The 20,595-nt window shown below is 58.2% G+C and carries 21 protein-coding genes; 3 read left to right on the top strand and 18 right to left on the bottom strand.

All coding sequences use genetic code 11. The annotated features are described in order from the left end of the window. Nucleotides 1–92: 92 nt before the first annotated feature. Nucleotides 93–530, bottom strand: a complete 438-nt coding sequence (locus HWX89_RS00340) for a TIGR02301 family protein (protein WP_246705068.1) — start codon at nucleotides 528–530, stop codon at nucleotides 93–95. Between the two features lie 89 nt (nucleotides 531–619). Further along, nucleotides 620–1,036 (bottom strand): NUDIX hydrolase, encoded by a 417-nt coding sequence (locus tag HWX89_RS00345; RefSeq protein WP_138795738.1) that lies wholly within the window; start codon nucleotides 1,034–1,036, stop codon nucleotides 620–622. 131 nt (nucleotides 1,037–1,167) lie between these two features. Between HWX89_RS00345 and HWX89_RS00350 the strand changes: the two genes are divergently transcribed. Next, complete coding sequence (locus HWX89_RS00350) at nucleotides 1,168–1,491, top strand: YnfA family protein (protein ID WP_138795737.1); 324 nt, start codon at nucleotides 1,168–1,170, stop codon at nucleotides 1,489–1,491. A 12-nt stretch (nucleotides 1,492–1,503) separates the two neighbouring features. Then, a complete protein-coding gene (locus HWX89_RS00355; protein ID WP_138795736.1) occupies nucleotides 1,504–2,265 on the top strand; it encodes an SOS response-associated peptidase in 762 nt (253 codons plus the stop codon). A 17-nt stretch (nucleotides 2,266–2,282) separates the two neighbouring features. Here the strand turns inward: HWX89_RS00355 and HWX89_RS00360 are convergent, their stop codons facing one another. The 6 genes from HWX89_RS00360 to HWX89_RS00380 form a co-directional block, all read right to left on the bottom strand. Continuing rightward, a complete protein-coding gene (locus HWX89_RS00360) occupies nucleotides 2,283–3,575 on the bottom strand; it encodes a GGDEF domain-containing response regulator (RefSeq protein ID WP_138795735.1) in 1,293 nt (430 codons plus the stop codon). A 401-nt stretch (nucleotides 3,576–3,976) separates the two neighbouring features. Then, nucleotides 3,977–4,108: a hypothetical protein gene (locus HWX89_RS26405; RefSeq protein WP_262525137.1), complete on the bottom strand. Its 132-nt coding sequence runs from the start codon at nucleotides 4,106–4,108 to the stop codon at nucleotides 3,977–3,979. A 162-nt stretch (nucleotides 4,109–4,270) separates the two neighbouring features. After that, nucleotides 4,271–5,134: a CDP-diacylglycerol--serine O-phosphatidyltransferase gene (gene pssA, locus HWX89_RS00365; protein ID WP_138795734.1), complete on the bottom strand. Its 864-nt coding sequence runs from the start codon at nucleotides 5,132–5,134 to the stop codon at nucleotides 4,271–4,273. 22 nt (nucleotides 5,135–5,156) lie between these two features. Beyond that, complete coding sequence (locus HWX89_RS00370) at nucleotides 5,157–5,855, bottom strand: phosphatidylserine decarboxylase (RefSeq protein WP_138795733.1); 699 nt, start codon at nucleotides 5,853–5,855, stop codon at nucleotides 5,157–5,159. Nucleotides 5,856–6,008: 153 nt separating this feature from the next. After that, complete coding sequence (locus tag HWX89_RS00375) at nucleotides 6,009–7,895, bottom strand: ABCB family ABC transporter ATP-binding protein/permease (RefSeq protein ID WP_138795732.1); 1,887 nt, start codon at nucleotides 7,893–7,895, stop codon at nucleotides 6,009–6,011. 107 nt (nucleotides 7,896–8,002) lie between these two features. Next, nucleotides 8,003–9,976: a LysM peptidoglycan-binding domain-containing protein gene (locus tag HWX89_RS00380; RefSeq protein ID WP_138795731.1), complete on the bottom strand. Its 1,974-nt coding sequence runs from the start codon at nucleotides 9,974–9,976 to the stop codon at nucleotides 8,003–8,005. Between the two features lie 155 nt (nucleotides 9,977–10,131). Between HWX89_RS00380 and HWX89_RS00385 the strand changes: the two genes are divergently transcribed. Then, nucleotides 10,132–10,752 (top strand): LOG family protein, encoded by a 621-nt coding sequence (locus tag HWX89_RS00385; RefSeq protein WP_178340568.1) that lies wholly within the window; start codon nucleotides 10,132–10,134, stop codon nucleotides 10,750–10,752. A gap of 10 nt (nucleotides 10,753–10,762) precedes the next feature. On the opposite strand, the gene rarD is transcribed toward HWX89_RS00385, so the two are convergent. The 10 genes from rarD to radA all read right to left on the bottom strand — a co-directional run bounded on the left by rarD (nucleotide 10,763) and on the right by radA (nucleotide 20,510). Beyond that, nucleotides 10,763–11,674, bottom strand: a complete 912-nt coding sequence (rarD, locus tag HWX89_RS00390) for an EamA family transporter RarD (RefSeq protein ID WP_138795729.1) — start codon at nucleotides 11,672–11,674, stop codon at nucleotides 10,763–10,765. Between the two features lie 189 nt (nucleotides 11,675–11,863). Then, on the bottom strand, nucleotides 11,864–12,823 hold the full coding sequence (pip, locus tag HWX89_RS00395; RefSeq protein WP_138795728.1) for a prolyl aminopeptidase: 960 nt from the start codon (nucleotides 12,821–12,823) through the stop codon (nucleotides 11,864–11,866). After that, on the bottom strand, nucleotides 12,820–13,305 hold the full coding sequence (locus HWX89_RS00400) for a GFA family protein (RefSeq protein WP_138795727.1): 486 nt from the start codon (nucleotides 13,303–13,305) through the stop codon (nucleotides 12,820–12,822). The genes pip and HWX89_RS00400 overlap by 4 nt, the downstream gene beginning before the upstream one ends. After that, on the bottom strand, nucleotides 13,302–13,766 hold the full coding sequence (locus HWX89_RS00405; protein ID WP_138795726.1) for a GFA family protein: 465 nt from the start codon (nucleotides 13,764–13,766) through the stop codon (nucleotides 13,302–13,304). Before HWX89_RS00405 ends, HWX89_RS00400 begins: the two co-directional genes overlap by 4 nt. Then, the gene (locus HWX89_RS00410) at nucleotides 13,763–14,239 is read right to left on the bottom strand and encodes a GFA family protein (protein WP_138795725.1); all 477 of its coding nucleotides are present in this window, start codon (nucleotides 14,237–14,239) and stop codon (nucleotides 13,763–13,765) included. The genes HWX89_RS00405 and HWX89_RS00410 overlap by 4 nt, the downstream gene beginning before the upstream one ends. Before the next feature lie 75 nt (nucleotides 14,240–14,314). After that, a complete protein-coding gene (gene cysS / locus HWX89_RS00415) occupies nucleotides 14,315–15,700 on the bottom strand; it encodes a cysteine--tRNA ligase (protein WP_138795724.1) in 1,386 nt (461 codons plus the stop codon). A gap of 207 nt (nucleotides 15,701–15,907) precedes the next feature. Then, nucleotides 15,908–16,648, bottom strand: a complete 741-nt coding sequence (locus tag HWX89_RS00420; protein ID WP_138795723.1) for an SDR family NAD(P)-dependent oxidoreductase — start codon at nucleotides 16,646–16,648, stop codon at nucleotides 15,908–15,910. Nucleotides 16,649–16,794: 146 nt separating this feature from the next. Further along, on the bottom strand, nucleotides 16,795–18,288 hold the full coding sequence (gene purF / locus HWX89_RS00425; RefSeq protein ID WP_138795722.1) for an amidophosphoribosyltransferase: 1,494 nt from the start codon (nucleotides 18,286–18,288) through the stop codon (nucleotides 16,795–16,797). A gap of 138 nt (nucleotides 18,289–18,426) precedes the next feature. Then, the gene (locus HWX89_RS00430) at nucleotides 18,427–19,014 is read right to left on the bottom strand and encodes a CvpA family protein (RefSeq protein ID WP_138795721.1); all 588 of its coding nucleotides are present in this window, start codon (nucleotides 19,012–19,014) and stop codon (nucleotides 18,427–18,429) included. Between the two features lie 89 nt (nucleotides 19,015–19,103). Beyond that, nucleotides 19,104–20,510 carry a DNA repair protein RadA gene (radA, locus tag HWX89_RS00435; protein WP_138795720.1) on the bottom strand — a complete coding sequence of 469 codons (1,407 nt, stop codon included), beginning with the start codon at nucleotides 20,508–20,510 and terminating at the stop codon, nucleotides 19,104–19,106. Nucleotides 20,511–20,595: the final 85 nt, after the last annotated feature.

The following is a 20,595-nucleotide window of genomic DNA, read 5'->3' on the forward strand; positions in this document are numbered from 1 at the left end:
CAGGGCGGGCAAGTCGTTACCACCCTGTTAACAACACTAACAGCCTTTTATCAAAACGGCACAGGCTGCGGCGAAAAGAGGTTAATAAATCCCTAATTTCCGAACCTGGACGCGATTTCCTGCGCGAGTGTTGCCCCTTCGTTACGGTAGTTCTCTTCTGCCACGACCGCGGCCTGCGTGCAACTGGTGTGAATAGCCGCAAAAGAGCGGTATCCACGGTTGAATGCAGCAGTCATTCTCTGACGTCGTTCCGGCTCGTTGGCCGTATCGGCCGCCAAAAGGTCGCTCATGGGTTTGCGCCAGTCTTCAGCGCCGGGAGACGGGCACAATGTCCTCAGATATTGCACAGCTCCCAATATTTCCGAAAGCCGCGCCAGTTTGTCGTCATAGGGAGCAGGCTTGTTGGGTGCTGCCGACGCCGGTGCTGTCACCTTCGGAGACGTGCCAACCTGCTGCGCTACGACAGCGCTGATCGACCCGCCAAAAGCGAGACTTGCAGCAAAAAGGGACAGGAAAATGGTTTTCGGCATCGTAATCGCGTTCTGCCCCACACATACTCGTGAACACCCGGCGGGCCGCCGACCGGTTCTAAATAATAGCGATTCTGGCTGGTATGCAATCACCGCAGGATGCGTTCGGCACATTCTACAACGCTTTCGGGCGCTGGCAGGCGGCGTATTTCGTCCAGCGTGAACCATCCGGCCTCAGCCGCATCATCACTCGCCGTCGCGATCACGCCTTCATCCGTCTCTACAGTAAAAACAGAGAGAAAATAATGGCTTGTCAGCGTGCCTGATTCGTTGCGCGACGGCAGGTCGTATGTGGCAAACAGCTCCGGTTTGCGGGCGACGATGCCGGTTTCTTCCTCGAGTTCACGAAGTGCTGTCTGCGCTGGCGTTTCGCCATCCTCACCCCGTCCACCGGGGAAGGCGAACATGTCTCTGGATGGCGGATTGATGCGGCGGATGAGAAGCAACCGGTCGCCGTTGCGAACAATGGCAGAAGAAGCGGCGCGCGGTTTTATGCGGATTGTCATGAAAAGATGTCGCCTCTTGCTCTGTGCCGGACCATGCCGGTAAACGGTATGTGCATTGTTCATCGCGCGTCCATGACACTATCATTTTCGCCGGGGAATCGATTGTCACTCTGCACACAAAAGACGGTTGAATGAAGGTTTATGTCATCTACGCCGCGGCAGCCCTGGCGGAAATCGCTGGCTGTTTCGCGTTCTGGGCCTGGCTAAAGCTCGACAGGTCCATTTGGGTTCTGGCTCCCGGCATGGTGGCGCTGGCAGCTTTTGCATGGTTGTTGACGCTGGTGCCGAGCGAGGCAGCAGGACGGGCCTATGCCGCGTATGGTGGGATCTACATTGTCGCATCGCTTGCATGGCTATGGGGCGTGGAAGGGCATATGCCCGATCGTTGGGATGTTGCAGGCGGCGTCGTCTGCCTTGCCGGATCGGCTCTCATCCTTTTCGGTCCAAGGGTTTAGAGGGCAACACTCATGTGCGGACGTTTCGTATTGACCTCGACACCGGAAGAGATTGCCGAATATCTCGACCTGATAGGGCTCGATACCTTCCCGGCCCGATATAACATTGCGCCGACGCAGCCGGTCATTGTGGTAATCGAGGGGGAACGGCAGGAAAAAGGCAGCAACCTGCCGAACCGTCAGGCCGTTCTGGTCCGCTGGGGTTTTTTGCCAGGTTGGGTGAAAGAACCGAAGGATTTCCCGCTTCTCATTAACGCCAGATCTGAAACGGCAATCGGCAAGGCGTCCTTCCGTGCAGCGATGCGTCATCGACGTGTGCTGGTGCCGGCAACCGGCTTTTATGAATGGCGTCGGCCTCCGAAAGAGGAGGGCGGCAAACCGCAGCCTTATTTTATCCGTCCCAAGCGTGGCGGCATCGTCGCCTTTGCTGGTTTGATGGAGACGTGGTCGTCTGCTGATGGTTCGGAAGTTGATACGGGGGCGATCCTCACGACCGCTGCCAATGCAACGGTCGGGCGCATTCACGATCGCATGCCGGTGGTCATCTCGCCAGAGGATTTCAGCCGCTGGCTGGATTGCAAGACGCAAGAGCCGCGCGCCGTTGCCGACCTGATGAAACCCGTCGAGGACGATTTTTTTGAGATGATCCCCGTCTCGGACAAGGTGAACAAGGTCGCCAATGTCGGCGCGGATCTGCTTGAAGCTGTTGAGGAAAAACAACCTCTGCCGAAGGTCAAACCGGCAAAAGACAACGGCCAGATGTCACTCTTCTAAAGTAATGACGCCGAAGTCTAGTTGCTGCGCCCCATCTTCTGCAAACGCTCCTCGATCATGACATCGGAATAGACGCGGTTACGGCCATTCGCCTTGGCAAGATAGAGAAGCTGATCGGCGGCATTGAGCTGATTGTCGAAAGGTTCGCCCTTTTCGATACCGACCACGCCAAGCGAAATCGTGAGCGCCAGTTCGCTGCCGCTCAGCTTTTGTCCATTCGCCTCGACATGGGCGCGCAATCTCTCACAGAACTGGTAGGCAGAATCGGCATCGAGTCCGCGCAGGAATATCGCGAATTCCTCACCGCCGAGGCGGGCAGGGATATGACGTTCGCCCTGGCACATGTCGTTGAGAAGATCGGCAAGCTTTTTCAGCGCCCTGTCGCCGGCGTCATGGCCAAGCGTATCGTTGATCTTCTTGAAATGATCGATATCGAGGATGGCGACCGCGCCGTTCTCGTCGTCTCTGTTGATGATGTCCATCAATGCCCGTGTGCGATCAAAAAACGAACGGCGGTTGGGAAGCCCGGTCAGATGATCGCGCTCGGCCAGTTCCCGAAGCCGCTTGAGCTGTTTCATCGTTTCGATGTTGTTGTCGATGCGGCATTGCAGTTCTTCCGGCACAAAAGGCCGGTAGATGAAGTCGGATGCCCCAGCTTTCAGAAAGCTTGCCGAAAGAAGTCGATCCGACGACGACGAAATACCGATGATCCGCAGATCCTCCGACGAACGGCTGTCGCGAATACGGCGCGTCAGTTCATAGCCGTCCATGTCGGGCATGTGGTAGTCAGTTAGAACAAGCTGAATCGACGGCTCGCGTGCGAGAATTTCCAGTGCCTGCTTGCCGGAATGAGCTTCACTGACCCTGAAGTTCTGCCGCTCCAGAATTTCCACCAGTCCCGAACGCGCACTTCTGGCATCGTCCACGATCAGAACGGAAAATTGCCTGTTGGTCAGGATACGGTCCACGGTCTTTACGACTGCGTCGACGGTGCGGTGACCATCCTTGACGATGTAATCGATGATCTTCTTCTCGGCGTAGCGGCGGCGCGCTTCCTCATCGACCGTGGCGGTGAAGACGATCGTCGGAACCTTGTGGTCTGCCAGAAGCCCAAGAATTTCGCCCTTTGGCGCGTCGGGGAGGTTCAGGCCGGTAAGTGCGAGGGTGAATTCGTTGGCAACGAGCAGAGATTTCGCCTGTTTCATGCTGTCGCAATGAACGACATCGGCCTGCGTTTCCTCCGCCAGCCGCTTTTTCAGCAGCATGGAAAGCGCAACAGAATCTTCAATCAGAAGGATTTTATCCAGCATAACCGTCCTCCAAGCCTCCTGATGGCTTGTTCCCAGGATTCACACACCATGCCCAAGGGCACCAGACAGATCTGGAGCTTGGATGGGTCCGCCATAAGGCAGAGAATCACGAGAGCAATAACTCATGAGTGTAGTCGTAGTGTAAGGACGGTCGCAGGTACAGCCTGCTTGCAGGGGTTGTATATTTTATCGAGAACGCAAGGCCATTCTCGACAAAAGCTTGGCGTTATCGAAAAGACGCCTGGAAAATATCGAGCATTGATTGAAATGCCTGCAGTAAAAAGGGGAGAGTTTGTTGGCCCGATTGTCAGCGGGCCATCTGTTCTTTTTCTGGAAGATGCGGAACGTCACCTTGTCTCGGCAACGGCAATATCCCAGCCAATCGTGAAAAATCAATGTTTTCAGGCGGGCTTTGCGGTCGGCTTGCGCTTCAGCATCAGTGCTGCAGCAGCAACAGCCTTCAGTCCAAGCGGGCGGTAATGGCTGTTGAGGTCGGTTTTCTGTTGCGCGTCGGCGGTTGTCTTGTTCGTCATGTCTCTCTCCAGATGTTCCCCGATCGCTTCCGGCGATCTGCGTGGGAGGCTCTTTCGATTGCAATCATGACGGATTCGAGGCGGAAAGAATCGAAACCGGTGTTTTCAACCTGCGACATTTTGCGCCTCGAAAACGACGCGTGGAAAGCCGTTGATTGTGGGTCAGATGCCGCGATCGAGACCGTCGCCGCCATCCGCTTCGCTATGGCCGTCTTCCTCGATCGTCAGCGTGCCGTAACGGCGGTGCCACAGGCGGGCGCTGAAAGGAATGAAGACGAGATAGGCGGCGACCGTCAGAACCAGCACTTCCCAGGTAAAGCTCATCAGCATGGCCACATAAAGCACGACGACGAGGATCATCGGCAGCACCAGATCGCGGCGAATGCGGCTTGCCTTGCCGGACCAGACAGGAAGGCGGCTGATGAGGAAATAGCCGATCAAGACCGTGTAAGCTGCAGCGATATAGGCGAATGTCTTGTCTGGCTCTACGCCGAGGAAGCCGAGATAGACGGGCAGTAGCACGAGCATAGCACCCATAGGTGCGGGCACGCCGACGAAAAACTCTGCCTGCCAGGGCGCCTTCACGGCGCGTTCGATCATGACATTGAAGCGGGCAAGGCGCAGACCGGCGGCGATCACATAGATCAGCGCGGCGATCCAGCCGAATGAGCGTGCCTGATCGAGCAGATAGGCATAAACCACCAGGGCAGGGGCGACACCGAAGTTGACGATGTCGGCAAGCGAGTCCATCTGCTCGCCGAACTTCGAGGTCGCCTTCATCATCCGCGCAATGCGGCCGTCGATCCCATCGAGAAATGCGGCCAGCAGCACCATGCCGACGGCAAGTTCGAAGCGGCCTTCAAAGGCAAGGCGAACGCCGCTCAGACCAGCGCAGATGGCCAGAACCGTGATGAGATTGGGAACGACGAGCCGAAGGGGTATTTCCCGCAACCGCGGACCGCGGCCGCTGTCGTTTCTCGCATCATGTTTTTCGTTCTGCAGTGGCTGCGATGCCGGCGTTTCCATTACCATGCCCTTCCTGTTTACGTCAGCCGCGACGGCTGATCGTCGGGCCTTTGTCAGAACCGAATTCGGCAAGCACGGTTTCCCCTGCAATGGCCGTCTGACCGACGGCGACGCGCGCCTGGAAGCCTTCGGGGAGGAAAATGTCGAGGCGCGAACCGAAGCGGATAAGACCGAAACGCTCACCGGCGTCGACTGGTTCATTCGGTTTTACCCAGCATACGATGCGGCGGGCAACCATGCCGGCGATCTGCACGACGCCGACCTTGCCATGCGAGGTCTCAATCACCAGGCCGTTGCGCTCGTTGTCTTCCGACGCCTTGTCGACTTCCGCGTTCAGGAAGAGGCCTGGACGGTAAGCGACATTGACGATACGGCCGCGCACCGGCGAGCGGTTCACGTGGCAATTGAAAACGTTCATGAACACCGAAATGCGCACCATCGGTTCCTTGCCGAGTTCCAGCTCAAGCGGCGGAACGACGGTCTGGATTGCCGAAACCTTGCCATCGGCCGGGCTGATGATCAGGTCGTCATCTTGCGGCGTCACACGCTCGGGATCACGGAAGAAGTAAGCGCACCAGGCCGTCAGCACGAGGCCGACCCAGAACAGCGGTTCGGCTATCCAGCCGAGCACCAGCGAGGCGACGAAGAAGGCAGCGACAAAAACGTAGCCTTCTTTGTGGATCGGCACGATGGTGTTGCGAATGGTGTCGAACAGATTCATAAGATTCCTTGCTCCAATTTTCGTTTGCCGCCCGTACAGGTTGCCGCAATGCGACCTCATCTGTTGCGGGATGCGACAAATCTTGCATAGCTGGTTACAGCCAAACATCGCGCCCGGCAATGGATTCCGGTCGTCGGCCGTAGTTTATGCCCGTCAATGCGCGGGTTCACCTCGATCGACGACACCAAGATCGTCCGTCTCGCGCACCTGCCGCAGCCGTTCCTCTGCCTGGATCGCTTCGCGCTGACGGCTCCACATCGAGGCATAGAGGCCACCGGCCGCCATCAAGGTGGCGTGATTGCCGCGCTCGGCAATGTTGCCTTCTTTCAGAACGATGATCTCATCTGCGCCGATTACGGTCGATAGCCGGTGGGCGATGACCAGTGTGGTGCGGTTTTTCGAGACGATATCCAGCGCGCTCTGAATTTCCTGCTCGGTGTGGGTATCGAGCGCTGAAGTTGCCTCGTCGAGAATGAGGATCGGTGGTGCCTTCAGGATGGTGCGAGCGATGGCAACACGCTGTTTCTCGCCACCGGAAAGTTTCAGGCCGCGTTCGCCGACCATGGTGTCGTAACCGTCAGGCAATTTGCCGATGAAAGCGCTGATCTGGGCGGCATTCGCCGCAGCCGTCAGATCTTCGTCATTTGCCGAGGGGCGACCATAACGAATATTGTAAGCAAGCGTGTCGTTGAACAGCACAGTGTCCTGCGGAACCATGCCGATCACGGAGCGCAGGCTCTTCTGCGTCACATCGCGCACATCCATGCCGTCGATGGTGATCTCACCCTGCTGGATATCGTAGAAACGGTAGAGCAGACGGGAAATGGTCGATTTTCCTGCGCCTGACGGGCCAACGATAGCGACCGTCTTGCCGGCCGGCACGTCGAAGGAGACGCCCTTCAGGATCGGCCGTTCCGGATCATAGGCAAAGTGGACATCACGGAAGGAAATCGCGCCCGGACCGGTTTTCAGATCCACGGCGTCCGGCTTGTCGACGACCTCGGCCTCGACTTCGAGCAGGTCGAACATCTGCTCGATATCCGTCAGTCCCTGACGGATTTCGCGATAGACGAAACCGATGAAGTTCAACGGTACGGAGAGCTGCAGCAACAGGGCGTTGATGAACACGAAGTCACCGATTGTCTGTTCGCCGCGCTGCACGGCAAGTGCTGACATGACCATCATCACCGTCGAGCCAAGGCCGAAGATGACACCCTGGCCGAAGTTCAGCCAGCCGAGCGATGTCCAGATCGAGATAGCGGATTTTTCATAGCGGGCCATGGCAGCATCGAAACGCTGCGCTTCCATGGTTTCATTGCCGAAATATTTGACGGTCTCGAAATTCAGCAGCGAGTCGATCGCTTTGGTATTAGCCTCGGTATCGCTGTTGTTCATCGTGCGGCGGATGGAGATACGCCAGTCACTCGCCTTCACGGTGAACCAGATATAGGCCCAGACGGTAACAACGGTCACCAGAACATAGGTGAAGCCGTAGGTTACCCAGAAGATGATGGCCGTCAGCAGGAATTCGATGAAGGTCGGTGCGGAGTTGAGAATGGTGAAACGAACGATCGTTTCGATCCCCTTCGTTCCGCGTTCAATGATGCGCGAGAGACCACCGGTCTTGCGCTCGAGATGGAAGCGCAAGGAGAGCTGGTGCATGTGCACGAAGGTCTTGTAGGCAAGCTGGCGTACGGCGTGCTGGCCGACGCTGGCGAAGAGTGAATCTCTAAGCTGGTTCAGACCGACCTGGATGATCCGCGTCAGATTGTAAGCAATGACAAGCGCGACGGCGCCAAGCAGCAGCGCTGGCAGAAGGCCGGCCATATCCAGCTTGCCATTCAGCGCATCGGTTGCCCATTTGAAAAAGTAGGGGACCGAGATCAGAACCAGCTTGGCGACGACCAGAAACACGGTCGCCCAGACCACCCGCATCTTCAGGTCCATACGACCTTCAGGCCACATATAGGGCCATAGATTGACGAGGGTCTGTGTCGGATTGCTGGAATCCGCTGATATGGTCTTTTTCTGCACTGTCATGTTTCACTCCGCACTCTGCCGGAATGCCGACAGCAGGACGGCGGCTTTTTGGGGAAGCCGCCGTTTGTCAGATAGGAATATTCCCTGTTGTTCGCAATGTTTGCGCGTCAGGAGCCGCCCTTGAGCCGCTTCCGGTGCAGTTCCTCGGAATTGGGCAGGGCCGTTTCCGGCACACCGAAAATCTGGCCGGGCTCGATCAGGTCAGGGTTTTTGATCTGGTCCTGGTTAGCAAGATAGATCGTAGTGTAACGCACACCCTGACCGTAGAGCCGGCGAGAAATCTGCCACAGCGTATCGCCGCGTCTGATGATGACGCTGTTTTCGCTCTGGGCGAGAGGTGCCTGTTCGAAGGTCTGCGGGCCGGCCGGTGCTGCGGGCGCTGCCGGTGCGGAAATGTGCAGTTCAGCCAGATGGCTTCCGAGCGATGCAATGCCCTTGCCGATCGCGTCGACGTCTCTCGGCAGTGCTTCGACGGATGCAAGCAAAGTGCGGGCCTTTGCAACGACATCGTTCACGAAGGCTGTAAAGCCAGCATCGGTTGTCGCCGCAGTCCGGAATTCGGACAGCGATCGCAGCGCAATGACGACAGCAGAGCGTGCCGCGACAGCTTCATCGAGCGCCGGCTTGTTGCCGTTCTGATAAAGGTTGCTCAGAATGCCGAATGCCTTGGAAACGCCGGTGCGAAGATTTTCGAACGCCACTCGGTCGCTCGCAGTGCTCTGGTTTTCGGCTGGCACCGCACCTGCCGCCGGAACGGAAGAGGCAGCGGGCGTCTGCATTGCCACCGTTGCCTGATCGGCACCTGGACGTTCAAATGGAACGCGGACGCGAACCTTGACAGCTCCGGTTGCGTCGAGTTCTTCGACAGTAATGGTGTGGCTTCCAACAGAAAGTTCGACATCGCCCTCGATCACGAAATGTCCAGACTGTTCGGTGGTGCTCTGGCCGATCTGTTTATCGTCGACGAGCGCACGAACAGTCGCACCTGCAGGCGCCGAACCGGCGACGAAAATCTTGGAACCCTCAAACTCGACAGCGGAGACCTGCACGCTTGCAGCGACGGCTGGTGCAGCCGGTGTTGCTGGAGCCACAGGGTTTTGGGGCGTGGTCACTGCGGCGGGGGTGGCGCTGTCGGCTGCGGGCGGGGTCTGCGGTGCGGCGTTGGGCGCTGCTTCCGGCATGGCCAGAACACGGCTCGGTTCGCCAGGCTTCGTCACCATGGCAAGCAATTCGCCCTTGGAGCCATCTGGAACGGAAATGGTCGCGACTTCCTCAGACTGTGTAACCTTTCCGGCGGCGTCGGTTGTGCGCAACGTCAACTGGTGGTCGCCAGGCGGCAGCGGATTGTCGAAGACGGCGGCGAAGTCGCCGGTCGCGTCGATGGTGGTCTGGGCAATGACCTTTTCACCGTTCAGAATTTCGAGCTTCGCGCCGGGCTGAGCCTTGCCTGCAACAACGGCCGATCCATCCGGCTCGACGCGCAGCACATCAAAAGTGGGAAGCTGTGCGGCATCCGCTGCAGGTTCGGCAGGTTTTGCCGGCTCCGCCGCACCATTGTCCGTTCCGGCGAACACACCGGCCAGACGACGGATGTGGGCAGCGGCAGCAGAGGCGCTTTCCGGCAGATCGCGCAGGAACGCGGTGGTGCGCTCAGCAGCAGCACGAGCCGTGGTGATGAGCCTGGATGTATTTTCGTCCAGTGTTTCGGGAATGTCGATTTCGCTCAGTTCCTTGAGCGACGCTTCGACCTTCTTTCGCGCAGCGGCGAAGTCGGCGTCGGACGGAACCTTGCCGTCGGCGAATTGCGCGGTCAGGTCCTTGATCGACTGCGTGGCGGAGGCCGCCAAACGCCCAACCTTCTCGGCCACATTTGCGGTTTCCGTTGCGGCGTCGGAGAGGATATCGCCAGCCTTGTCGCTGCCCATTTCAACGCTGTTTTTCACCGCGTTACCGGCTTCGTTGATGGCATCGCCAATGGAATTTCCATCGTTGCCGATACGCGGAAGGACGAAAAAGATCATGAGCAGGCTCGCAACGGCCAACACGATCAGCGCCAGCAAACCGGCCTTGTATTTCTTCATCCTGGAATCTCCGGGTATTCAGCCTTTATAGATGCTTTGAGAGTGCTAGCGTCTTACTTTGCGCCATACAAGCGTCACAATGCCAAAAGGCTATATTCACAAAGGATTTCCCAAATTTTCTTGACGTGTCGCATTCGGCATTGTTCCCTCGTTGCATGACGGACAAACAAAATACGATTCGATCCATCTGCGTTTATTGCGGCTCCCAGCCTGGTCGTGACCCGGCTTACATGGAAGCGGGCCGTGCCCTTGGGAAATCGATTGCCGAAAACGGCATTCGCCTCGTCTATGGCGGTGGCACCAAGGGCATCATGGGAGCGGTCGCTGCTGGCGTTCTCTCGAACGGCGGCGAGGTAACCGGCATCATACCGGAATTTCTCGTCGACATGGAGGCAACACGCCATTCTCTCGGACAATTGAACGAGCTTGTGATCACCAAGGACATGCATGAGCGCAAGCACATGATGTTCGAGCGGTCTGACGCCTTCGTCACTCTGCCGGGCGGCATAGGTACGCTCGAAGAGATCGTTGAGATCATGACCTGGGCTCAGCTTGGCCGTCACGCCAAGCCGATGGTCTTTGCCAACATCAATGGTTTCTGGGACCCGATGCTGGAACTGGTTCGCCACATGCGCGATCAGGGCTTCATCCACCGCGCGCATCTGCTCAACCCGCTCGTCGTTGACGAGGTGAGTGGCATCGTGCCCGCGATCCTCGACCGGGCGCTGGCACAGCAGAACCCGGAAGGCGATCCTTCGGTGATATCCCGCCTCTGAACGAGGCGGGTTACGACTTCTTCAGGCGCATAAGGCTGGAGGCGGTGTAGATCACCAGCGCCGACCAGATCAGCGAGAATGCTCCCATTCGCACCATATCGAACGGTTCCTTGAATATCAGGATGGCGATCAGGAAAATGATCGTCGGTGCGATATACTGCATGATGCCGATGGTGGAGAGCCGCAGCAGCTTGGCACCGTTACCGTAGAGAATGAGCGGAACGGCGGTGATGAGGCCGCTGGCGATCAAAAGCCAGGTATCCATGGCGTTACCGGCCATGAAGTGCGCCTGGCCAGTAAAGGCAAAATAGGCCATCAGGACCACGCAGGGCACGGACAGCAGCATGACTTCCAGAAGAAAGCCCTGCGTCGGTCCGATCGGCAACGTCTTGCGAAAAAAGGCGTAGAAGCCCCATGAAACGGTGAGCGCGATCGAAACCCAAGGCAGGCTACCCGCATGCCAGGTCAGCAACGCGACGCCCAGAACGGCCAGCACGATGGCGGCAATCTGGCCGCGATAGAGACGTTCTTTCAGCAGCACTGCGCCGAGGAAGATGCTGAAGAGCGGATTGATGAAATAACCAAGCGCCGCATCGAGCGCGCGTCCTGCGCCGATGGCCCAGATATAGATGCCCCAGTTGACGCTGATCAGCGCCGCGGTCAGGCTCGCCATGGCCAGCATTTTCGGGTTTTTCAGCGCCGTTCGGATTTCGGCGGTACGTCCGATTGCAATAAGAACTGCAGCGGCAATCGGCACCGACCAGATAACGCGATGGACGATTACTTCCACCGGCGGAATATGCGCCACGGCTTTCATGTAGAGGGGAAGGAAGCCCCACAACAGATAAGCGGAGAGTGCAAACGCAAAACCACGTGCGCTGTCGCCGCCCTGTTCGGTCGGAAGGGATTTATCGAGTGCCATGGGAGTACCGCCAACTGTTCGGATGCTCCTTAATAACGGAGGAGCACGGCAAGTGCCAATTCATTTCCGTGAAGCGTTCATGAGAAAAACTGCACGAAGAAGTGGCGCCTTGCCGTTAAATTGGCCAAACCTGTGGTGCGGAACGATGAATCTGTTTCTCATCGAACCGTACCAAGGTGCGGAAAGGACTCAGGCTTTTCCGGCAAAACGGTCCGTTGCGCGGATCAGTTGATCGAGAATGCCGGGTTCGCTCAAGGCGTGACCAGCGGCCTCAATGATGTGAAAATCCGCCTTCGGCCATGCTTTGGAAAGCTGCCAGGCGTATTTTAGCGGGCAGGGCATGTCGTAACGGCCATGAATGATCACACCGGGAATGTCTTTGAGCTTGCCGGCATTTCGCAACAACTGACCATCTTCCAGCCAGCCGCCGTTGACGAAGAAATGGTTTTCGATGCGTGCGAAGGCGATGGCATATTTGTCTTCGCCAAAGTCATCAACGCGCTCGGGATCTGTGACGAGTGCGATGGTCGCACCTTCCCACTGGCTCCACGCCTTGGCGCATTCCAGTTTCTTGGCTTCGTCAGTTCCGGTCAGATAGCGATTATAGGCTGCCATCATGTCTGCACGTTCCGCCTCAGGAATGGGTGCGATGAACTGTTCCCAGCGATCCGGATACATTTCCGAGACGCCGAACTGATAATACCAGTCGAGTTCCGGGCGGGTGACGGTGTAGATGCCGCGCAGGACAAGTTCACTGACATGCTGCGGATGGGTCTCTGCATAAGCAAGCGCCAGCGTTGAACCCCACGAGCCACCGAAGACGAGCCATTGTTCGAAACCGCACTGGATGCGCAGTTTCTCCATATCCGCTACCAGATGCCATGTGGTGTTTGCATTCAGTTCGGCATGAGGTGTCGAGCGGCCGCAACCGCGCTGGTCAAACAGGAGGACGTCATAAAGAGCGGGGTCGAAGACGCGCCGATGCGTAGGGTTGACGCCGCCGCCTGGGCCGCCGTGAAGAAAGACGGCCGGTTTTGCGCCCGGTGTTCCAACGCGCTCCCAATAGATCGCGTGACCGTCGCCAACATCGAGCATTCCGGTTTCGTAGGGCTCGATCTGCGGGTAGAAGCTGCGCAATTCCGTCGTCATTCTCTAATGTCCTCTGGTGGCCAGACAGATGTGTCGTGGTCGGGATGCTGTCGTTTGTTCGTTCGCGGCAATTCTTGTCCGTCAGCCGGTTGCGGCTCGAGCGGCAGCCCATCAAGGTCACGGAACCAGCGCATTTTATGGCTGGTATTCGACTGCGCTTCGGGCCTCACCCGATCCGGCTCATCGAGTGAGCCAAGCGTGATGTTGATGAAGTCGGCTTCCGGCATATGGTAGAACAACGGTGTGCCGCATTGGCTGCAAAAGCCACGCCGCACCTGATCGGAAGACTGAAACCAGCTGGCTTCGCCTCTTGTCAGGGTGAAGTTCTTTCTCAGGCTTGCCGCCAGCGGCATGAAATAGTTGCCGGCCGCTTTCTGACACATGCGGCAATGGCAGACATGGGGGTAGGCGAGGCCGCCCGTTGCCCGGTAACGCACCGCGCCGCACTGGCATCCACCGGAAAAATGCGTCTCGGACGTCATTCTCCATCACCTTTTGGCGGCCATTCGGCGGTGTCGTGGTCGGGATGTTGATAGGACATGATCTCCGACTCGTCGACACTCTGTTCAATGGCTGGTTTGTGAAACAGATGGTCGATCCACGGCATGCGCATGTGCACATTCACCTGGACCTGTGGTTCAACCTGCTCCGGATGATCGAAAGCGCCGATGGCGATCTCCACCCCGCCGGGATAGTGATAGGTCAGAGGCGTGCCGCATTTGTTGCAGAAGCCGCGATGGATTTTCTTGGAAGACCGGAACAGTGAAGGCTGACCGCGTGTCCAGGTCAGATGTGCCTGATCGGCGGTCACCAGCGCGCCGAAGAAGTTGCCGAAATGTTTCTGGCACATGCGGCAATGGCAGATCGAAGGTCGGCCAATCTTGCCGGCATGAAAACGAACGGCGCCACACTGGCAGCCACCGGAAAATCCGCTGTCGCTCATGACTTTTTCTCCGGGGGCCAGTTTTCAGTGTCGTGATCGGGGTGCTGATAGGAAACGAGATCGGCGAGAAATGGAACCGCCTCGAAATCATCAGGCGTATCATGGCCAGGCAATTCCGGGAGATGATCGACAAAAGCGATTTTTGCTTCCGTGCCATATTGCAGCGTGGGCGGGAACAGCGCCGGATCATCGAAGGCGCCAGCCGCCACGGCGACACCATCCGGTGCTTCATAGGTCAAGGGTGTGCCACAATCGGCGCAGAAACCGCGTTTGACCACGCTGGAGGACTGAAAACGTTTCGGTTCTCCCCGCGTCCAGCGGAAATCGGCCTTGCGAACGGAAACGAGAGGCGCGTAATAAGCGCCGAAAGCCTTCTGGCACATACGGCAATGGCAGATGGAACTGTCGCTGAGATCGCCGTCAGCGCGAAAACGCACGGCCCCGCACTGGCACCCGCCGGTATAGACAGTCATGGTCGGTCCTCCTCTCGCCACTACCCCCGGCCTGTTCGGCCAGCCTAGTTGGCGGGAGGAAGCTTCGCAAGCGCGTTACCGCTTCATCTCCCAGCTCGTCGTGCGCTCGCCCGTCTCCTTGTCCTTGCCGTCCTTGAGCTGGATGCCCTTGGCAGAAAGTTCGTCGCGAATACGGTCCGCTTCGGCGAAATTCTTTGCCTTCAGCATTTCAAGACGCATCTCGACGAGAGAATCGACCGCAGCCGCAATGGCCTCGTCCACCTCTGCCTTCTTCGGTAGAACGCCGAGCAACGCGGCACTGGCGGCAAAAACGGCAAGCCTGGCGGGGTCGTTATGGGCAGACTGTGCCAGCGCATGCAGTGCCTGCACGGCAGCAACCGTGTTGAGGTCGTCGGCAAGCGCGTCGAGAACAGTGCTGTCTGGCGCCGCATCGCTGGCTTCTGCAGCCGGCCATTTTGCCAGCAGACGTTCAGCTTCTTCCAGTCGTTTGACGGAAAAATCGATGGGTTCGCGGTAATGGGTCATCAGCATCGCAAGGCGCAGCACGTCGCCCGGCCATTGGCGGCCGCCGAACTTGTCGGTGTGCAGCAATTCGTAGATCGTCACGAAGTTGCCTTCGGACTTCGACATCTTGCGGCCTTCCACCTGCACGAAACCATTGTGCATCCAGACATTTGCCATGACATGCGTGCCGTGGGCGCAACGCGACTGGGCGATTTCGTTTTCATGGTGCGGGAAGATCAGGTCGAGCCCGCCGCCGTGAATGTCGAAGACCTCGCCGAGATAGCGGCCGGACATTGCAGAGCACTCGATATGCCAGCCCGGACGGCCGCGACCCCACGGGCTTTCCCAGCCGGGTTCGTTATCGCTGGAAAGCTTCCAGAGTACGAAATCGCCGGGGTTCTTCTTGTGAACATCGACGGCAATGCGCGCACCTGCCTGCTGCTCATCCAGGGGGCGCTTGGAAAGCTGGCCATAGTCGGCCATCGACTTCGTATCGAAAAGAACTTCCCCGCTTGCCACATAGGCGTGACCACGTTCGATCAGCTTTTCGATGATATCGACCATCTGCGGAATGTTGTCAGTGGCGCGTGGTTCGACACTGGGCTCAAGGCAGCCGAGCGAGGCGACATCGTCATGGAACTGCTTCGCAGTCTTTTCGGTGACAGCATGGATCGCGTCGTTCAGCGGCAGGTGAGGGTAGTCGCGCAGCGCCCGTGCGTTGATCTTGTCGTCGACGTCGGTGATGTTGCGGGCATAGGTAACCTGGCTCTCGCCATAAACATGCCGCAGCGCCCGGTAGAGAACGTCGAAGACGATGACGGGTCGCGCGTTGCCGATATGGGCGAAATCGTAGACGGTTGGTCCGCAGACATACATGCGCACATTGTTTGCGTCGATCGGCGTAAACTCCGCCTTTTCGCGGGTCAGCGTATTATAAAGCTTCAGGCGCGCGGACATGCATGTCTCCTCGTAACCGGTATCACTTGCCGGGCCGGAGCGTTTGTCTTCAGCGTTTTTGAGACGAAAACGATCTGGCCGGCCATCAAGCCAGCAAAAATGTTTCAGCAGCAGGTGCAGATCGTCGTTTTCATGACTTGCGTTATGGCGCGGCGGCAATCTTCGGTCAAGGGTATCGTCACCAGCTTGGCTGACCGCCGGAATATTTTATTCCGGCTGCCGATAGTCCGCGAATTTTCCGTCTCTGACGACGAACAGCTTGCCGGTTTCCTTCAGTTCAGGAGACGCCAGTGGCAGAATGGCGGCAGCCACCTCGGAAGGGTGCGGCACTGTAGCAGGATCTTCGCCAGGCATGGCCTGCGCGCGCATGGCCGTGCGGGTCGCACCTGGATTGATGCTGTTGACGCGAAGCGGCGTGTTCTGCGTTTCGGCCGCCCAAGTGCGGGTAAGTGCTTCGACGGCAGCTTTTGAGGTGGAATAAACACCCCAGAAGGGGCGACAGGAATGCGCGGCCCCGGATGACAGGATCAGCGCACGGCCAGCATCGGATTTGAGCAGCAGCGGTTCGACCGAACGGATCAGGCGCCAGGTTGCGGTGACATTGATTGTCATGACCTTTTCAAAGACCTTGGCCTCGATATGTCCGACCGGCGAGATGACCCCGAGAACACCGGCATTGGCAACCAGAATATCGAGTTTGCCCCAGCGTTCGTAGATATTGGCACCGAGTGCATCGATGGCGTTCATGTCGGCAAGATCGAAGGGCACAAGTGTGGCTGTGCCGCCTACGGCCTTGATAGCATCATCGAGTTCTTCAAGCCCACCGACCGTGCGGGCGCAGGCGATGACATGGGCGCCGGCCTTGGCAAGCTCCAGCGCGGTGAAATAGCCGATGCCGCGTGATGCACCGGTCACAAGCGCGATCTTGCCGTTAAGGTCCATGGTCATGATGTCTCCCCCCGATTGAATTGCACGTCTTTTACGAAGCGGCGGCCTGCTGCCGCAAGCGATCAAAACGTCGCATGCGATCATCCTCATCGCAGGCAACAAAAAAGCGGCCACCGAGTACGGTGGCCGCTGATTGGTCTGGAATATCAGCCGTTGCTGGCCAGCACGGAAATCTTGCTGCCGAGCGACTCGCCGTTCTTGTCGAGAAGGCGCGTCGGATAGTCACCGGTGAAGTAATGGTCGGTGAACTGCGGGCGGGCCGGATTACGATCTTCGCCACCAACAGCACGGTAGAGGCCGTCGATCGACAGGAAAGCCAACGAATCGACGCCGATGAATTTCGCCATGGCGTCAACGTCGGCATACTGGTTGGCCAGAAGCTTGTCGGCGTCCGGCGTATCGATGCCGTAGAAGTCCGGATGGAAGATCATCGGGCTGGCAACGCGGATATGAACTTCCTTTGCGCCAGCTTCGCGGATCATCTGCACGATCTTGACCGAAGTGGTGCCGCGCACGATGGAATCGTCCACCAGAACGACGCGCTTGCCTTCGATCATTGCCCGGTTGGCAGAGTGCTTGAGCTTCACGCCGAAGGCGCGAATCTGCTGCGTCGGCTCGATGAATGTGCGGCCGACATAGTGGTTGCGGATGATGCCGTATTCAAACGGAATGCCGCTCTGCTGCGCAAAACCGAGCGCTGCGGGTGTGCCGCCATCGGGAACCGGAACAACGACGTCTGCTTCGAGCGGCGCTTCCTTGGCAAGGTTGATGCCCATGTTCTTGCGCGTCGTATAGACGTTGCGGCCACCAACGACGGAGTCGGGACGGGCGAAATAGACGTATTCGAACAGGCAAAGACGCTCGGGCTGCGGCTTCGTGGGCTTGCGGGCGTCGATGGTAATCGAGCCGTCAGGCTGGATTTCGCAGATGATGACTTCGCCGTTTTCAACGTCACGAACGAATTTCGCACCGATGATGTCGAGAGCGCAGGTCTCTGAGCAGAAGATCGGCTTGCCGTCGAGTTCACCCATGACGAGGGGACGAATGCCGATTGGATCGCGTGCGGCAATCAGCTTCGTGCGGGTCATGGCCAGCATCGAATAACCGCCTTCCATCTGACGGATGGCGTCGATGAAGCGGTCGGCTGTCGAGCTGTGGCGCGAACGGGCAATCAGATGCAGAACGACTTCGGTGTCCGAAGTAGACTGACAGATGGCGCCGGTGGCGATGATCTGGCGGCGAAGCGTCAGGCCGTTGGTGAAGTTGCCGTTATGGGCAATCGAGATGCCGCCTTCTTCCAGTTCGGCAAACAGCGGCTGCACGTTGCGCATCGCTACTTCGCCGGTGGTGGAATAACGGGTGTGGCCGATGGCCATCGAACCGGGCAGACGGGCAAGAGTTGCGGGATCGGTATAGTGATCGCCGACCAGGCCCATATGGCGTTCCTGATGGAAACGCTTGCCATCGAAGGAGACTATACCGGCAGCTTCCTGACCACGATGCTGCAAAGCGTGCAGACCAAGCGCTGTCAGGGTCGAGGCATCGGGATGCCCGAGAATGCCGAACACACCGCATTCTTCATGCAGCGTATCGCCGTCGATCTCTTCGTTGAACGTGGAATGCGAAAGCGGCTCAATCATTCGGCTTGCCCTTGCTCTCTTACCAAAAAAAGAAAGACCTGTCCGGCGAGCATGTCTCCGGGGCGGTCTGTCTGTTGTCGTGCTAGATATTTAGCACAAATAGCGCGCCTTGCATGCATTGCAAGGCGCGACACTGTGTCAATTATTTGTAGCCGGTGGATTTGTTGCCGGCACATCTTCGGCCGGCGTCTGTGCCGAAGCCGGTTCCTGCTGCTTTCCGAGGATGCGAGCGCGGATCTGCGGCTCGATGTCCTCAGGCAGAACGGCTTCCAGCTTGCCGACCAGCCCATCCAGGAACGGCTTGGACTTGGCCTGCGTGACCCATTCGGGCTGTGTCTTCACGTCAACCAGCCAGTTCCAGAAGGCAACGGCGACGACCAGCAGAAGAAGGCCGCGTGCCGCACCGAACAGGAAGCCCAGCGTGCGGTCGAGTGCACCGATGCGGCTGTCGATGATGAAATCGGCAATCCGCGAGGTGATGAAGGAAATAACGATCAGCGCCACGAGAAAGACGACGGCTGCAGAGCCGGCGATGGCGATCTTGTCGTCATCGGTGTAGTTGCGCGCATAAGGCAACACGACCGGGTAGAGATAATAAGCCGCTGCAACCGAGCCGGCCCAGCTCGCGATGGACAGGATTTCCCGGGAAAAACCGCGCACCATTGCAAGAATAGCGGAGAAAAGAACAACGGCGATAACGATGCCGTCGAAAATTGTAATGGGCATATACCAACTCCGGAGGTGCGACGCCTTGTCAGGCGCTGCCTTGCCAATTTTGCGATCCTCTTACACCACTGTTCTGCCGGGCGAAAGGATCAATATTCGTCGTCCTCAGCCTGCTTGAACCGGTTACCCGAACCGGCGATGCGCGCCACAAGGTCGGGCAGGCTTTCAATTTCCGTCCAGCGCCCCTTGGCGCCTTTTGCCAATTCAGCCGAAGCGGAAGGCAGAAGTGCGGCGGGGAACCCGAGTTTCTCCGCTTCTTTCAATCTTTGGACCGTGTGTGCAACAGGTCGAACCGCGCCAGACAGGCTGATTTCGCCGAAATAGACGCAATCGGCAGGCAGGGCAAGACCGGCGAGGGATGAAACCAGTGCAGATGCGATGGCCATGTCGGCGGCGGGCTCCGATATCCGGTAGCCGCCCGCGACATTGAGATAGACATCGTGCTGACCAAGCTTGACGCCACAATGAGCCTCAAGAACGGCCAGAATCATGGCAAGGCGCGACGAATCCCAGCCGACGACGGCACGTCGCGGCGTGCCGAGCGAAGTCGGCGCGACCAGTGCCTGCACCTCCACCAGCACCGGGCGTGTCCCTTCAATTCCGGCAAAGACGGCAGCGCCCGGAGATTTCTCATTGCGTTCGCCAAGGAAGAGTTCCGACGGGTTCGAAACTTCCCGCAGACCGCGATCCGACATCTCGAACACGCCGATCTCGTCTGTCGGGCCAAAGCGGTTCTTCACGGTACGAAGGATTCGGTAGTGATGACCGCGATCGCCTTCAAAGTAGAGAACAGCATCGACCATATGTTCGACCACGCGCGGACCGGCGATCTGGCCTTCCTTGGTAACATGGCCGACGAGAACCATTGTGGTGCCCGTCTGCTTGGCGAACCGAATCATCGCCTGAACGCCGGTGCGAACCTGGGTCACGGTGCCGGGTGCAGAATCGGCGGTATCGCTCCAAAGTGTCTGAATGGAATCGATGATCACGAGATCGGGCCGCTTGCCTTCGGAAATCGTCGCCAGGATGTCCTCGACATTGGTTTCCGCAGCCAGCAGCACGTCCGTCTCAGCCGCACCAAGACGCTGCGCACGCAACCGAACCTGCGCAACGGCTTCTTCGCCCGATACGTAGATGATGCGATGGTTACGACGCGAAAGGGCTGCGGCGGCCTGCATCAGAAGCGTCGATTTGCCGATGCCGGGATCACCGCCGATCAGCACCGCCGAACCGCGTACGAACCCGCCACCGGTCGCCCGGTCAAGCTCGCTGATGCCGGTTGGAATGCGCGGCGCTTCCTCGATTTCGCCGGACAGGGAGGTGAGGGTGACAGGCTTGCCCTTCTTTGGCATTTTGCCGGGCCCCGAGCCGATGCCACCCATCGGATCTTCTTCGACAATGGTGTTCCACCCACCGCAACCGTCGCATTTACCCGCCCAGCGGGTGTGAACCGTGCCGCAGTTCTGGCACACGAATTGGGTCTTGGCTTTGGCCATATTACGGGCAATTCTCCTGCGCGGTGATAAGCGGTATCGTTAGAACAAATGCGGAACTTTGTTCTCCGATAAACGCCTGCCGGAG

It is taken from the genome of Rhizobium sp. RM (genome assembly GCF_013390595.1).
In the GTDB taxonomy this organism is placed as follows: Bacteria; Pseudomonadota; Alphaproteobacteria; order Rhizobiales; family Rhizobiaceae; genus Agrobacterium.

What these genes read in the sequence shown, in the direction of transcription:
- radA (WP_138795720.1), bottom strand. Translation starts at nt 20,510, where the DNA reads ATGGCCAAAGCCAAGACCCAATTCGTGTGCCAGAACTGCGGCACGGTT.
- rarD (WP_138795729.1), bottom strand. Translation starts at nt 11,674, where the DNA reads ATGGCACTCGATAAATCCCTTCCGACCGAACAGGGCGGCGACAGCGCA.
- HWX89_RS00420 (WP_138795723.1), bottom strand. Translation starts at nt 16,648, where the DNA reads ATGACCATGGACCTTAACGGCAAGATCGCGCTTGTGACCGGTGCATCA.
- HWX89_RS00360 (WP_138795735.1), bottom strand. Translation starts at nt 3,575, where the DNA reads ATGCTGGATAAAATCCTTCTGATTGAAGATTCTGTTGCGCTTTCCATG.
- HWX89_RS00345 (WP_138795738.1), bottom strand. Translation starts at nt 1,036, where the DNA reads ATGACAATCCGCATAAAACCGCGCGCCGCTTCTTCTGCCATTGTTCGC.
- pip (WP_138795728.1), bottom strand. Translation starts at nt 12,823, where the DNA reads ATGACGACGGAATTGCGCAGCTTCTACCCGCAGATCGAGCCCTACGAA.
- HWX89_RS26405 (WP_262525137.1), bottom strand. Translation starts at nt 4,108, where the DNA reads ATGACGAACAAGACAACCGCCGACGCGCAACAGAAAACCGACCTCAAC.
- HWX89_RS00375 (WP_138795732.1), bottom strand. Translation starts at nt 7,895, where the DNA reads ATGACAGTGCAGAAAAAGACCATATCAGCGGATTCCAGCAATCCGACA.
- HWX89_RS00430 (WP_138795721.1), bottom strand. Translation starts at nt 19,014, where the DNA reads ATGCCCATTACAATTTTCGACGGCATCGTTATCGCCGTTGTTCTTTTC.
- HWX89_RS00400 (WP_138795727.1), bottom strand. Translation starts at nt 13,305, where the DNA reads ATGACGTCCGAGACGCATTTTTCCGGTGGATGCCAGTGCGGCGCGGTG.
- cysS (WP_138795724.1), bottom strand. Translation starts at nt 15,700, where the DNA reads ATGTCCGCGCGCCTGAAGCTTTATAATACGCTGACCCGCGAAAAGGCG.
- purF (WP_138795722.1), bottom strand. Translation starts at nt 18,288, where the DNA reads ATGATTGAGCCGCTTTCGCATTCCACGTTCAACGAAGAGATCGACGGC.
- HWX89_RS00350 (WP_138795737.1), top strand. Translation starts at nt 1,168, where the DNA reads ATGAAGGTTTATGTCATCTACGCCGCGGCAGCCCTGGCGGAAATCGCT.
- HWX89_RS00370 (WP_138795733.1), bottom strand. Translation starts at nt 5,855, where the DNA reads ATGAATCTGTTCGACACCATTCGCAACACCATCGTGCCGATCCACAAA.
- HWX89_RS00340 (WP_246705068.1), bottom strand. Translation starts at nt 530, where the DNA reads ATGCCGAAAACCATTTTCCTGTCCCTTTTTGCTGCAAGTCTCGCTTTT.
- HWX89_RS00410 (WP_138795725.1), bottom strand. Translation starts at nt 14,239, where the DNA reads ATGACTGTCTATACCGGCGGGTGCCAGTGCGGGGCCGTGCGTTTTCGC.
- HWX89_RS00380 (WP_138795731.1), bottom strand. Translation starts at nt 9,976, where the DNA reads ATGAAGAAATACAAGGCCGGTTTGCTGGCGCTGATCGTGTTGGCCGTT.
- HWX89_RS00385 (WP_178340568.1), top strand. Translation starts at nt 10,132, where the DNA reads ATGACGGACAAACAAAATACGATTCGATCCATCTGCGTTTATTGCGGC.
- pssA (WP_138795734.1), bottom strand. Translation starts at nt 5,134, where the DNA reads ATGGAAACGCCGGCATCGCAGCCACTGCAGAACGAAAAACATGATGCG.
- HWX89_RS00355 (WP_138795736.1), top strand. Translation starts at nt 1,504, where the DNA reads ATGTGCGGACGTTTCGTATTGACCTCGACACCGGAAGAGATTGCCGAA.
- HWX89_RS00405 (WP_138795726.1), bottom strand. Translation starts at nt 13,766, where the DNA reads ATGAGCGACAGCGGATTTTCCGGTGGCTGCCAGTGTGGCGCCGTTCGT.